The organism is Mesorhizobium sp. M5C.F.Cr.IN.023.01.1.1, assembly GCF_003997585.1.
Classification (GTDB): domain Bacteria; phylum Pseudomonadota; class Alphaproteobacteria; order Rhizobiales; family Rhizobiaceae; genus Mesorhizobium; species Mesorhizobium wenxiniae.
The window spans coordinates 1-12924 of sequence record NZ_RZSU01000148.1; the positions used below are offsets into that span (position 1 = coordinate 1).

12 protein-coding genes and 1 pseudogene are annotated in these 12924 nt (G+C 60.7%); 8 read left to right on the forward strand and 5 right to left on the reverse strand.

What is annotated here, in order from left to right:
- From EOA78_RS32285 to EOA78_RS32320, 8 genes are all read left to right on the forward strand, one after another.
- Nucleotides 1–1142: hydantoinase B/oxoprolinase family protein (locus EOA78_RS32285; protein ID WP_164784033.1), on the forward strand; the 1142-nt coding region annotated here is incomplete at its 5' end.
- 71 nt (nucleotides 1143–1213) lie between these two features.
- On the forward strand, nucleotides 1214–2590 hold the full coding sequence (locus EOA78_RS32290) for an aminotransferase (protein ID WP_127319449.1): 1377 nt from the start codon (nucleotides 1214–1216) through the stop codon (nucleotides 2588–2590).
- Nucleotides 2583–4067 (forward strand): aldehyde dehydrogenase family protein, encoded by a 1485-nt coding sequence (locus EOA78_RS32295; protein WP_127319451.1) that lies wholly within the window; start codon nucleotides 2583–2585, stop codon nucleotides 4065–4067. Before EOA78_RS32290 ends, EOA78_RS32295 begins: the two co-directional genes overlap by 8 nt.
- 327 nt (nucleotides 4068–4394) lie before the next feature.
- A complete protein-coding gene (locus tag EOA78_RS32300; protein ID WP_127319453.1) occupies nucleotides 4395–5750 on the forward strand; it encodes a Glu/Leu/Phe/Val dehydrogenase in 1356 nt (451 codons plus the stop codon).
- 341 nt (nucleotides 5751–6091) lie between these two features.
- Entirely contained in the window at nucleotides 6092–6280 is a 189-nt protein-coding gene (locus tag EOA78_RS32305) for a hypothetical protein (RefSeq protein WP_127319455.1), read from the forward strand.
- A gap of 114 nt (nucleotides 6281–6394) precedes the next feature.
- Nucleotides 6395–7771 (forward strand): DUF3422 domain-containing protein, encoded by a 1377-nt coding sequence (locus EOA78_RS32310; RefSeq protein ID WP_245477919.1) that lies wholly within the window; start codon nucleotides 6395–6397, stop codon nucleotides 7769–7771.
- A 175-nt stretch (nucleotides 7772–7946) separates the two neighbouring features.
- Nucleotides 7947–8651, forward strand: a complete 705-nt coding sequence (locus EOA78_RS32315) for an autoinducer binding domain-containing protein (RefSeq protein WP_245477920.1) — start codon at nucleotides 7947–7949, stop codon at nucleotides 8649–8651.
- Between the two features lie 396 nt (nucleotides 8652–9047).
- Nucleotides 9048–9368, forward strand: coding sequence for a transcriptional repressor TraM (locus EOA78_RS32320; protein WP_127319457.1), 321 nt, complete (start codon nucleotides 9048–9050; stop codon nucleotides 9366–9368).
- A 72-nt stretch (nucleotides 9369–9440) separates the two neighbouring features.
- On the opposite strand, the gene trbI is transcribed toward EOA78_RS32320, so the two are convergent.
- The 5 genes and pseudogenes from trbI to EOA78_RS32345 all read right to left on the reverse strand — a co-directional run.
- Nucleotides 9441–10733, reverse strand: a complete 1293-nt coding sequence (trbI, locus tag EOA78_RS32325) for an IncP-type conjugal transfer protein TrbI (protein ID WP_127319459.1) — start codon at nucleotides 10731–10733, stop codon at nucleotides 9441–9443.
- A gap of 13 nt (nucleotides 10734–10746) precedes the next feature.
- Nucleotides 10747–11199 (reverse strand): conjugal transfer protein TrbH, encoded by a 453-nt coding sequence (gene trbH, locus EOA78_RS32330; protein ID WP_127319461.1) that lies wholly within the window; start codon nucleotides 11197–11199, stop codon nucleotides 10747–10749.
- A gap of 3 nt (nucleotides 11200–11202) precedes the next feature.
- On the reverse strand, nucleotides 11203–12027 hold the full coding sequence (gene trbG, locus EOA78_RS32335) for a P-type conjugative transfer protein TrbG (protein WP_281034089.1): 825 nt from the start codon (nucleotides 12025–12027) through the stop codon (nucleotides 11203–11205).
- Between the two features lie 32 nt (nucleotides 12028–12059).
- The gene (locus EOA78_RS32340) at nucleotides 12060–12722 is read right to left on the reverse strand and encodes a conjugal transfer protein TrbF (RefSeq protein ID WP_127319463.1); all 663 of its coding nucleotides are present in this window, start codon (nucleotides 12720–12722) and stop codon (nucleotides 12060–12062) included.
- An 18-nt stretch (nucleotides 12723–12740) separates the two neighbouring features.
- A pseudogene (locus EOA78_RS32345) lies at nucleotides 12741–12924 on the reverse strand (conjugal transfer protein TrbL); the annotation flags it as partial.

Sequence of the window (12924 nt, forward strand, 5' to 3'; positions counted from 1 at the left end):
GTGTGATAGGGGATCTCAAGGCGCAGATCGCGGCCGCGAATGTGGGGTCTCGCCGCATTGTCGAACTGCTCGACAAATTTGGCGTCGAAGTCGTGAACGAGGCCAAGGAAATCATCTTCGATCAAACCGAAAGCTTCGAGCGGGCAGCCATCGAAGCTATTGCCGATGGAGAATATTCGGCGGAAGGATATGTCGATGATGATGGCTTGGGCAACGGTCCGCTCCGCGTGAAAATGCGGGTGACTGTAAAAGGTAGCAACATCGAAATCGATCTGACAGAGGCCAGCGATCAGACACCTGGGCCGATCAACAGCGGAGCTTCCCAGACAATTTCCGCATGTCGAGTCGGATTCAAATATCTGTTCGCATCGGACAAGCCGGTTAACGGTGGTTCGTTTCGATCGCTGTCGGTGAAACTGCGCGAGGGATCGTTTCTCGCCTGTACCAGTCCCGCCCCTGCAAACTGGTACTTTAGTTCCCTCGGACTACAAATCGACCTCCTGGCCAAGGCATTAGCAGAAGCAATCCCGGACAGCGTCACAGCTGCTGACTATGGCGATTCGAATCCGGTGATCATGTCGGGCACGGATCCCCGCAACGAAGGGATTTTCATCGATTTCGAATGCCATGTCGGCGGCTGGGGAGCGTTTCGAGGCCACGATGGAGTCTCCGGATTGATCAACAAAGTGAATGGCGGTCTGAGGGACATTCCCATCGAAGTTTGCGAAACACGCTATCCGCTCAGGGTCAGGGAATATGCCCTTCGACCGGATTCCGGGGGCGCCGGACAGTGGCGCGGCGGCTGTGGCATCAACAAAGTCTATGAAATGCTTTCCGACAACTGTGCTGCCGGTTTCTGGTGGGAACGGTCCGTCACGCCGGCATGGGGGCTGTTCGGCGGCAAGACGGGGCGTCCACCAGCGGTAACGGTCCGGTCCTCCAAATCAGGAGATATCAGCTGCCTGAAAGCCAACGGTATTAAGTTGAAGTCCGGCGATCTGATCATATGCCGATCGGGAGGCGGCGGCGGGTACGGCGACCCTTCGCAGCGCGAGAGAAAAGCAATTGAAGACGATCTTGCAGACGGCTTCATCACCGAGGAAGGCGCAATTCAGGACTACGGATACGAACCGAAGCCGTGATAGGCAGGGTTCGCTTTTCGGTGCCCACAACTATTTGAAACTCCCGCTCGGGCGGGAGTTGTGGAGGCAATATGCACGACAAAAACACGTCTCTTAGAGAGCTGGACAAGCAGTCACTGATCCATCCATACACAAATCTGGCCACCCATCAGCAGTCCGGCCCATTGATCATCGAGCGTGGCGACGGCATCCACGTTATCGACGAAAACGGCAAGAGCTATATTGAAGGGCTGGCTGGATTGTGGAGCACTTCGCTTGGTTTCAGCGAACCCGAACTCGCAGCTGCGGCTGCCAGACAGTTCGAGAAGTTGCCTGCCTATCATAGCTTCAACGGCATGGCCACTCGGCCGATGATCGAACTGGCCGATCGCCTAAAGGACATGGTTCCCATATCCGACGGACGTGTCTTTTTTGCCAATTCCGGTTCTGAGATCAACGACACCGTCGTCAAGCTAATTTGGTACGCTAACAACATTCTGGGCTGTCCCGAAAAGAAGAGGATCATCACGCGGGAGCGCAGCTACCACGGCGTAACGGTCGCGACCGCTTCCATGACCGGTCTGACCGCTTGTCATGACGGTTTCGACCTGCCGCTCGACCGGTTTCTGAAATGCATGTGCCCGGATTACTATCGCGAGGGCCTGCCGGGCGAAAGCGAGGAGCAGTTTTCCGAGCGCTGCGCCGACGATCTCAGAACCTTGATCGAGCGCGAGGGTGCGAACACAATCGCTGCATTTTATGCTGATCCGGTGATCGCGGGCGGCGGCGTGGTGCCACCTCCAGCTGGTTACTTCGAAAGAGTTCAAAAGATCCTGCGGGAAAATCACATCCTGTTCGTCGCGGACGAGGTGATTTGCGGTTTCGGCCGCACCGGGCGGGTATTTGCGTGCGACACCTACGATCTGCGGCCGGACGTTATCACAGTCGCCAAGGCACTATCGTCCGCCTATCTGCCGATCTCGGCCGCGGTTGTGGCGCCGGCTATCTGGGAACCGCTCATCACCGGCAGCGAAAGATATGGCCCGTTCGCTCACGGGTTTACCTATTCGGGTCATCCGGTCTCGGCGGCGGTCGCGCTCAGGACGCTTGAGATCTACGAGGAACGGTCAATTTTCCAGCATGTCCAGTCTGTCGCGGCGCATTTCGCGAAGCGTATCGACTCCTTCGCAGGCCACCCCATGGTTGGGGATGTCAGGCGGATCGGGCTACTCGGCGGAATTGAATTCTCACCAAACGCGGCCACCAAGGCGCAATTCGACAAGTCTCTGGGAGTAGGTGCATTCTGCAGTCAGCAATGCCGCAACCATGGACTGATCGTCAGGAATATCGGGGACATAGTCGCTTTTTGCCCGCCGCTGATTATCTCAGAGCTCGAAATCGACCAAATGTTCCGGCGGTTTGAAACCGCCTTGGCTGAAACTTGGGAAATGGTTCGAGCCAATGCATAGTGCGGAACCAGCAGGCCGGCAAAACGCGACGATTGCCGAAACGGGTTCAGCCTATCCGACACTCGGTATGTACATCGACGGTGAACTTATCGAGTCCAGCTCGGCGGCGCCCCGGGAGGTGATAAACCCGGCCGACGAGACAGTGTTGGGTCTCCTACCTTCGGCCACCCCCGAATTGCTGGAAAAAGCGCTGCAATCGGCTGAGCGCGCGTTTGGGTCCTGGCCCCGCTTCCTGCCTGAGCGTCGCAAGGAAGTATTGGAACGGGCAGCGGATATCCTGGCGGAAAGGGAACCCTCGATTGCCGTGCGAATTGTTCAGGAACAGGGAAAGCCGCTGAGCCAGGCCAAGCTGGAAGTCGCCCGTGTCGTCGATCTGTTTCGCTATTATGCGCAGCTGGCGCTGGAATTGCGCGATGCCGACCTAGGGGATAACCGGCATCCAATCAGGCGTTTGTCGAAACCGGTGCCGATCGGTGTCGTAGCAGCCTTCACCGCGTGGAATTTCCCTCTGGTGCTGCCCGGACGCAAGCTGGCGATGGCAATAGCTGCTGGCTGTCCCGTTATCTTGAAGGCGGCAGAGGAAACGCCAGGGGCAGCAATTGAGCTGGCGCGTGCTCTTCAGGAAGCCGGTTTGCCCAATGGGTATCTGAACCTGATCTTCGGGAATCCCGCCGAGATCTCAAGACAGCTGATCGCATCATCGGTGGTTCGAAAAATCACTCTTACCGGCTCGATTCCAGTTGGCAAATCCCTTGCGCGCCTGGCTGCGGAGGATATGAAACCCGCAAGCATGGAATTGGGCGGGCACTCGGCCGCACTTGTCTTCGCTGACGCCGACATAGATGCCGCAGCGAGTCAACTTGCCGCATCCAAGTTTGCGAACGCCGGCCAAGTCTGCACCGCTCCGAGTCGTCTTTTCATCGAAAAGCCCGCTTATGACAGGTTCGTGGACGCATTCTTGCGCAAGGTGCAAAGCTTGAAGATCGGAAATGGACTTCATGCCGACACGGACGTCGGTCCGCTAACGCACGCGCGTCGACTCGATGCCACCGTCACGGTGGTTGAAGACGCAACAGCTCGTGGAGGCCGCATCATCACCGGTGGGAATAGGGTCGAGGGGCCGGGTTATTTCTTCGAGCCCACAATACTGTGCGACGCGGTGCCTGAAAGCCTTGTTATGCGCGACGAGTACTTCGCGCCACTCGCGCCGCTCAACAGGTTCGACAATGAGATGCAAGCAGTAGGTATGGCGAACGCCTTGCCCTATGGACTAGCCGCTTACGTCTATACGCAATCCCGCGAACGCATCGAACGCCTTGTTGAGAATCTGGATGCGGGCGGCGTCTTCGTCAACACAACCGCGACGGTCACTGAATTCACGCCGTTTTGTGGCGTGAAGGAAAGCGGCTACGGGTATGAAGGCGGGCGCAGAGGGCTCGATACCTTCGTTCATTACAGATTGGTCAATACTGGATGAACGAGGTTGTTGCCAGGCGACGAAACTTGTCTCAGCGCCTTCAAGGCGATGAACGGGGCGCGGTTGATTACGGTCTAATGCTGTTGAATTGGCCGACGGAGTAACGAGGATTCGCGCTGCTGCCGAAGTAAGGCCCCGCAACTAGGCGAAGCGCCTCTTTCGTAGAAAGACGAGACCAAAACAGGGATGCAGAATTGCGCTCGACCACGCAATCCTGCGGCAATCGACTTCAATTCTAGCACCGGCCGGGAACGACCTATGGATGCCGCTGTCTCAAACTCAGCCTCAAGTTTTCTGAATAGCGTCGATCGTAACCTCAGGCACGCTATGTCGTTTCTCGATCTTCCCGAGGGACTGGCTGAGCGGATCATCCAGTGCAATTCGACTTATACGGTGCGCTTTGGCGTAAGGCTGCGCGGACGCATGTATAGCTTCGTCGGCTGGCGCTCGGTGCACAGTGAGCATAACGAGCCGGTCAAAGGCGGTATTCGCTTTGCGCCTGATGCCGATGCCGAGGAGGTGGAGGCGCTCGCGGCGCTGATGACGCTCAAATGCGCGCTGGTCGATGTCCCCTTCGGAGGTTCGAAAGGCGCGCTCAGGATCGATCCGCGTGAGTGGGCGCCACAGGAGCTCGAGCGCATCACCCGGCGCTTCACCCAGGAGCTCACCAAGCGCGGCCTCATCAGCCCCGGCCTCAACGTGCCGGCTCCGGACGTTGGCACAAGCGAGCGGGAGATGGCCTGGATGGTCGATGAATTCCGCCGTGCCAATCCTACCGATGTGATCAACGCACGTGCGTGTGTAACCGGAAAGCCGCTCTCCAAAGGTGGAATTTCCGGACGCACCGAGGCGACTGGAAGAGGGGTGCAATTCGCCATTCAAAGCTATCTGCGTGATCCCCGTACGCCCGGAATTGCTGGACGGCGCAACCTCAAGGCCGCATCCGTGATCGTTCAAGGGTTCGGCAATGTCGGCTACCACGCTGCCAAGTTCCTCTCCGAAGAAGATGGCGCGCGGATCACCGTCATCGCCGAGCGCGACGGATATGTCGCCAATCCGGAAGGCCTCGCGATAGAGGCGCTGAAGCAGCATCAGTTGCGTACCGGCAGCATTATCGGCGTTGCCGGGGCAAAGTCGTTCGCCGGCGACATGACGGGTCTGGAGCAGCCCTGCGACATTCTGATTCCGGCGGCGATGGAAAACGCCATCCACATCGACAATGCCGAGCGCATCAAAGCCCATCTCCTTGTCGAAGCCGCCAATGGCCCGGTCACCTTCGAGGCCGACCAGATGCTGCGCTCCCAAGGTATCACGATCCTCCCGGATCTCTATGTCAACGCAGGAGGCGTGGTCGTCAGCTATTTCGAATGGGTGAAGAACCTGACTCACATCCCGTTCGGCCTGATGGAAAGACGGAGGCGCGAGCGGCGCAACCAGACAATCGCCACAGCGCTCGAGCGGATGACAGGCCAGCCGTTCCCCGCCGACATCCGCGATGAATTTCTCGAAGGGGGCGCCGAGATCGATCTTGTCCGATCCGGCCTCGAGGACGTGATGCGAAGTACCTGGGCACGTATCGCCGACCTGCTTGAGGAGCAGCCGGAACTCGGCGACTACAGAACGGTCGCCTACGTCGCGTCCATTCGCAAGGTCGCTGACGCATATGAGGCGATAGGGATATGAGACCCACCCCCGAAACCATCAGGGGTGTAAAAAACAGGTTTTGCCGCCGCCTGGTCGCCGACCGATCGGGCACTGTGCGCGGCGCGCCCTGCCGGCTCTCCTCCCAACCGGCAGGGCGCCGATTCAAGGCAATGGGAGGTTGCCGATCGCGGCTTTGAAGGAGCTGACCAAAGCCGGCGCAAATGCGCATCGGGTCTTGCAGACGCGCATGGAGACACATCATCGGTCGGTGATCAGCTGCTCCAGCTGTGGTCTGCTTTGTCGAGCTGAACCGATAGACCGACGCCGATCGACAGTTTGGGACGGCCTTTTGCAACACCGCGGGAGGAAGGAAGAACGGAATGAACGAAGAGAAGGACGATACCGGCGTAAATGGCCGACGCGACGAACTCGCAGCACTGTTTAGACCGGTCGCAATTCCGGAGGTCGTGGCAGCCCAACTTATGATCACCATCGGGTTTGGCGGCAACATTCGCAAGCGGCGGTCATGCGAGCTGCGCTTACCCCTTATGGACCCCCAAACCGACTAAACTGGACTGCCGATCTTCGCTGCGGCCACTATGCAGGAGATCAATGTGCTCAAACATTGCTCGCAGCGCATTCTGGACTCGCGATGAGTTCCGCTTCCTTCTGAAGGAGCCCCAATGAATGAGATTGGCGAAGCCGGATCCAATGATTCCGACGTTGAGGTACGATCTCTACGGCTAGAGTTCTCTTCCGCTTCAATGCAGTTCGATCCTCACGAACAGCGACAGTTTGTGCTTGAGGAGGTCCATGCCCGGCCCTTCAGGCCGATCGTAACACCTGCGCGGATTCTTCACTTTGCGTTCTTGACGGCCCCAGAAGAAGCCCAGGCGGATCGTGCCGCATTCACCGCGCTCTGCAACAAATTCGGCACCCCCGGTCCTGGGCCGATAGCTCACCATTATGGTGTCAAGCTCGATCATGGCATCTTGCGTTGGGAACAGCACACCGAGTTCACCAGCTATAGCTGGCGGATCTCCGTTGGGCACAGCTCAAAAGAGGGAGGCGCGGTAACCGAGTTCGCAGAGATAATGGGACGCATTCCACAGCCGGGCCGACATCTCGCATCGATTGAAGTCTTGGTAGCGACACCGGAAGAAGCCCCGGACCTTGAGGCCATTTTCTTACAAGAATCATTATGCGCGATGTCGGCGGAGAATGGTCAGGCTGTGATCGCAACGGATTTTCGGGCAGCCGCCAACGGATTCGTGAAAATCCGGGTTATCGACCGCGGGCTACCTCCGATGCGGATCGGAGCGCTCGTTCAGCGACTGCTTGAGCTTGAAACTTATCGCGTCCTCGCGCTGCTGGGTTTGCCGGAGGCCTACCGCCTGGCTCCATCGGTGCGGCGCATCGAGGAGCAACTGGTCGAACTGACCCGCCAGATGACTGAGGTCACCACGCTGGAAGCAAACCAGCAACTCCTGGACAGGCTGGCCAAGCTTGCCGCCGATCTCGAAGCGGGTGCAGCCGAATCCCTTTATCGCTTTGGCGCCACTCGCGCCTATCAGAGCATCGTGCAAGGGCGGCTCACCGCGATCGGGTTCGAGCCGATCGAAGAACACCAAACCTTTTCGGCCTTTCTTAACCGGCGCATGGCGCCAGCCCTACGAACCTGCGCCTCGATCGAGGAACGCCAGATTAATCTCTCGCGAAAACTGGCCCGCGCCACTCAGCTCCTGCGCGCGAAGGTCGACGTTGGGATGGAAGCGCAAAATCGGGAAATCCTGTCGACGCTGAGCGAGCGCGCCCACATGCAACTGCGGCTGCAGCAGACCGTCGAGGGGCTGTCGATTGCTGCCATCAGCTACTACGTCATCGGTCTGCTCGGACACGCCGTAGGCGCGGCCCCGCATCTCGGCGTATCGATCGACGCACACCTCGTTATGGCTTTGGCGATCCCCATCGTTCTAGGGGCAGTGGCGATCCTGGTTCGTTGCCGTCTGCGCAGACATCAACCGGCCGAAACTGTCGCCCGCGGCGGCGCTCACAATTGAAGAGATGGCCTTTAGCGTCCTGGCGATCGCGGTGGAGATGAGCCATGTTTGAACCCGCCGCTGCCGTCTGACTGCGAGGAATCGGAATGGTAGATATCCCTCACTTCCCGGCATGGCAGTTTTCCGCGGAAATCAGCAGCAGCAAGAACGGAGCATGTCTAACAAGGAGGTTCGAGTGTTAAGAACCTGGTTCCAGAAGCTGTCCGATATCTCGTCGCTGGCGAGAACAGAGGCGATGTTGAAGGAGGCGCTCACCGATGCCGTCCGTGAGCTCGGCTTCGACTGCTATGCCTACCTGAACATTCAGCCGGTGCGGAGCTACGCGGTATCGAACTACGCGAACGAGTGGCAACAGCGCTATTTGGATTGCGGCTACAAGGATATCGATCCAGTCGTCAGGACCGCAAGGACAAGAATGGAGGCGTTCACGTGGGCGCCCGAGAGCCCGAGAAAGGTATCGTCCCGAATTCGCGCCTTCTACGCTGAGGCAGGCGACTTCGGTATCCGGTCGGGAATTACGATCCCGATCAGGACGGCATTTGGTCACCTGTCCATGCTGACCGTCGCATCGCATAAGCCATCGCTGTCGCTGGAGCGCGACATCGACCAGCTTGCGGCTGTGACAGCCGTCGCGCTGCTCCACGCAAAGCTCGAACAACAGGAAGTCGAGCCCACGGCGAGCGTTCAGGCCGAGCTCACCGCCAGGCAGGCTCTTTGCCTGAAATGGTCGGCCGAAGGCAAATCGATGAAAGCAATCGCGGCGATCGAGGGCATGTCCTTCGCAACGGTGAACTTTCACCTGAACAATGCTCGCAAGACCCTCGACGCGGGAAGCCTCGCGCAGGCAACAGCCCTCGCAACGAAGCTCAAGCTGATCTAGTGTATGTGAGGTCGTGTGCTGCACGCCCGCAGACCCACGATCTCGTGCGCCGCTCCCGCTTGGTCGGGCCCCGTAGGCCATCGAAATGAACGTCATGGCGACGCCTCGACACCATACCCGATCATTACTGGAAAACGGAGGCTAACCTCTCTATAAGGCGGCGCAGGGCAGTACGCGCTGCCCCGGGGTGTGGAAACCCCTACTCAGCGGTCGGTGCCAACCGGAAAGGCACCAAGGATCCTCTGGCTTTACGGCCGGGGGCCTGTGACGAATGTCCAGGCGCCTCGGTGCTAAAGGTCGCAGGACTGTCTGAGTACAGTTTCCAACCCCCGGCTTTGGATCAGGGATTGACGTTCGCGGGGGCGCACCGCGGACGATGTTTCAAGAAGAGTACAAATGGCCACCGACATAGGCAGCTGTGAGCAGTCCGAGCACAAAACCACCTTGAGGCCAGTGATCGGCCTTACCGAAAATCTCCCGAAGAGGGATCTTGAACAGATCACGATTCAGGCGATCCGAACCCACCGACGCCTTCGCAACGCAGCCGAGGCCAGGTACGAGGAATGGCGCCAGTCGCCGGCTGTCGCGGCTTGCGATACCGTGGGGCCTGCACGCATCGCCTATGTCACGGCAATGATCGACATGCACGCGCAGCAGACGGTCCTTTCGACCTTGCTCGACATGCTCGGCCACGTCCCGTCAGTGCCCGCCGACTGACGCTAAGCCTGCCGACCGACGCTAAGGTGCCGCTCAGATCAGTCCAAGCTCGCACATCGAGCGATCCGGATATCAGCCGCGATAGGCGCCGGGGAAGATAATGTCCTGGTCGACGAGGACGTTGAATTGGTACCCCGGCCGGATTTCAATTGTCGGCTGGACGTCGAGATTTCTGTTGATGGTGCGCTCGGCAACGCGGCCAAACGTCTCCGCAAAATTCCGCCGCGCCGCATCGGACGCCGTGTCCTGCGTGGCAAGCGTCGAACTCTCGGGTAGCGCCATATCGATGCCGGTGCCGATGATGGCGAGCAGCACCGCCGAGCCGAACGTTTTCAGATAATGGTTGTTCACCTTGTCGTTGAACCCGCCATAGCCCTCGGCGTCAGTTCCCGCCATGCCGCCAACGTGCAAGGAAGAGCCGTTCGGGAAGATGATGTCGGTCCAGACGACGAGCACGCGCGACTGACCGAACGAGACCTTGCTGTCGTACCGCCCGAACAGCTTGGCGCCCTGCGGGATCAGCAGGCGATGGCCGGTGGCGCTGTCATAGACGTTCTGGCTGACCTGAGCCGTAATGCGTCCGGGAAGATCGGAGTTGATGCCGCTGATGAGCGTCGCCGGGATCACCGAGCCGCGCTTGAGCTCGTAAAGGGATTGCTGAGGAACGACCTGATTGGGGAGATAGCCGAGCTCCTTGAGGTCGGCGTTGAAGAAGTCCTCCTTTGAACGCTGCCCGTTCGGATCGAGGTTCTGGCCGTTGAGGCCGGCCTGCAGCGCCGCGCCATAGAGGTCGGCCGCAGAGCCGCTGCGCGCGCTGGCGGCCCCGCCTGTCGTTTCCGCCGCGGCCGAGTCCGTGGCTGTCCGCAGCTTATCGACGTCGACGGCGATTGGTGAATCGTAGGCCGAATCGTTCGCCTGCAGGCGCGCCATGCGCTGGCGATAGCGCTCGCGAAGATACTGCTCCTCGGCTTCGCGTGCGAGGCGCGCGCGCCAGACGGAGTCCGGCTCGAGATCGGGTGCGGGGCGTTCCGGCGGGGTAGCGTCCGGGACGCCTGGAGCGACTTGAACCTCAGGTTCCGTGCGCTCGGGCGGCGCTGGCTGAAACACCGGCGCTGCCACTGGTTCGCCGATGATGCCATCGGAGACGCCGCGCTTCAGCTGGTCGGCATAGGTCGAAGCCGGAGCCCCCCCGGCGCGGTCGATCTCCGGTTCGCGGGAAAAATAGAGACCCCGCGATGTCAGCCCATAGATGATCACCGCGAGGAACGCGACGACGAGGCCGATCGCGATCACCACGGGAAGGCGGTTGAGCCGCCGAATTTTAGGCTCGGCCGCCCCGCCGCCAAGTTTCAGGGACTGGACCATCTCTCCCCTCCCCTCACCCGCGTTGCATGACCGACAGCGGGCTCGCCGGCGTCGCGCCCGCGGAAGTCGCGGTGTAGGTACGGCCGAGGTCGAGCGAGCCGGTCGACAGGCGGGCCAGCACCTGCCCGTCATAGCTGTCGAGAACGTAGGCGAGCGGGATCAGCTTTTCGCCTTCCGTCTTCTGGTCGGAGACGACGGCATAGCCCCAGGCCTTGAGCGCGGCCTCGAGCGCTCCGCCGAAGGGCGAGCCGTCGGGCTTGAGCAGGATCGTCCCGGTGCCGGGCCCGGCATGCTCGGCAAGCCGGCTCACCATGTCGCCGGCGATGGCGCTTGCCGCCCGGCCGGAGATCTCCGGCGGCGCGGAACTGGCGACGAGCCTGTCCGCTCCCAAGGTCTGGCAGCCGGAAAGCAGCGCGGCGGCGATGGCGGTCGCGAGGAATCGCCGGACGGGACGGCCAGCACGCATCGCCTACCCTCCCCGCCTGATACTGATCTTCTCCCTGCGCCAGCCGACGCCGGATACCAGCACGGCGCGATCGACATGATAGTCGACCACCATCATGTTGCCCTTCATCCGATAGTTGACGATGCGGTTTTCGCCGCCCGACGTGACGAAGAGCACCGGCGCGTCCTGGCCGGTAATGGAGCGCGGAAACTGGATGTAGGTCTTCTCGCCGTCGGAATAGACGCGCGTCGGCCGCCAGCGCGCGCTGCCGCTGACGCTGTACTGGAAGTTCAACTGCTCTGCCGGCACGCCGGCGCCGGGAATCGTGTTCGCCTCGAGCCGCGCATTGATGTCGTTGAGGCGCGCCGAGACGTCTTCCGGATACTCGAAGCCGACACGCGCCATATACTCGCGGTGATGCGACTTGAGCTGGATGTGGTAGGTACGCCGCGACGTCGTCACCACCATCGAGGTGACGAGGCCCGGCTCCGCCGGCTTGACAATCAGGTGGATTGCCTGGCCGCCGACGGCGCCCGAGGTTGCCGGCTCGACCTTCCAGCGAACCGTGTCGCCGACCAGAACATCGCGCACGACCTCGCCAGCCTGGAGCTCGATATCGCAGACCTGCAGGGGCGAGCACACGACGGAAGGCTGGATCTCGCCATAGAGGAAGATCACCTTCCCGTCCGGTCCCTTGGTCACCAGTCCCCTTGAGCCTCGCCATTGACCAGAGATGGTTGTCCCCTTGGCCTCGTTGGCGCTCATCTCCTGCGCCTGAGTTGCAGGCGCCGCAACGATGCTGGTCGCTGCGACCGCGGCCAGCGCGAGCGCCGCCGCCGTCATCATCATTCCTTCTCTCGTCATTGCGTTCAGCGGGCCTTTCACAGCTGGGCGGTCCATTCAAAGTCCCGCAGATAAAGGCCGATCGGATTGAGGCGGATGACGCCCTCGTCCTGCGGCGGGGTCAGTGTCACGGTGGCGATGCCGCGGAAGCGCCGGACCGCGGTCTCCTTGCCCTTCCGGTCGCGCTCATATTCGGTCCAGTCGATCTGGTAGCTCTGGTTGGAAAGCGGCACGACATTGTTGACCTCGACGGCGACTGTCGCCGTCTTCGCCTTCTCGAACGGCGAGTTGCCGCGGAACCAGGCATTGATCTTCTCGGTCGCGGGATCGGAGGTGCGCAGCAGCGCGTAGGTGCGGTCGATATATTGTTTTTGCACCACGGCGTCCGGGGTCACGCTGCGGAAGGTCGACACGAAGCTTCCGAGCGTCGCCCGCACCACCCGGGGGTCGGCATATTCGATCTGTTGCGGGAATCCGGCCGTCATTGCGGTGCCAAGGCGATCGACCTCGACGATATAGGGAACAAGCTTGACCTCGGTGCTCTGATAAAGCGCGTAGCTGAAGCCGATCACCGCCATCAGCATGCCGGTGATGCCGACGATGCGCCACGCGGCCGCGGCCTTCACATAGGAGCCATAGCGCTCGTTCCATTCCTGGCGCGCGGCAATATAGGGGTTTTCGGGCGGGGTGCGGGCGGCCATGCTGAAGCGCGTCTCCGCTTACTGGTCCTGGATCGGGGGTCGGGATGGTGCCGGCGTCGGCGTCTTCTGACGCGTCTGGTCGAGCTTGGCATTGGCGAGCCCGAGCAGCGACCCGGCATAGGCGCCGGGTGCGGCGATCGCCTTCTCCTTGGCCGCCGAGCCGGCGGCCCAGCCGGCATTGCCGACGCCGGACGCCATGCCC

Excerpts from the sequence above, each read along its gene's own strand:
- EOA78_RS32320 (WP_127319457.1), top strand. The coding sequence starts at position 9,048 with ATGGCCACCGACATAGGCAGCTGTGAGCAGTCCGAGCACAAAACCACC.
- trbG (WP_281034089.1), bottom strand. The coding sequence starts at position 12,027 with ATGATGATGACGGCGGCGGCGCTCGCGCTGGCCGCGGTCGCAGCGACC.
- trbI (WP_127319459.1), bottom strand. The coding sequence starts at position 10,733 with ATGGTCCAGTCCCTGAAACTTGGCGGCGGGGCGGCCGAGCCTAAAATT.
- EOA78_RS32290 (WP_127319449.1), top strand. The coding sequence starts at position 1,214 with ATGCACGACAAAAACACGTCTCTTAGAGAGCTGGACAAGCAGTCACTG.
- EOA78_RS32295 (WP_127319451.1), top strand. The coding sequence starts at position 2,583 with ATGCATAGTGCGGAACCAGCAGGCCGGCAAAACGCGACGATTGCCGAA.
- trbH (WP_127319461.1), bottom strand. The coding sequence starts at position 11,199 with ATGCGTGCTGGCCGTCCCGTCCGGCGATTCCTCGCGACCGCCATCGCC.
- EOA78_RS32305 (WP_127319455.1), top strand. The coding sequence starts at position 6,092 with ATGAACGAAGAGAAGGACGATACCGGCGTAAATGGCCGACGCGACGAA.
- EOA78_RS32310 (WP_245477919.1), top strand. The coding sequence starts at position 6,395 with ATGAATGAGATTGGCGAAGCCGGATCCAATGATTCCGACGTTGAGGTA.
- EOA78_RS32300 (WP_127319453.1), top strand. The coding sequence starts at position 4,395 with ATGTCGTTTCTCGATCTTCCCGAGGGACTGGCTGAGCGGATCATCCAG.
- EOA78_RS32340 (WP_127319463.1), bottom strand. The coding sequence starts at position 12,722 with ATGGCCGCCCGCACCCCGCCCGAAAACCCCTATATTGCCGCGCGCCAG.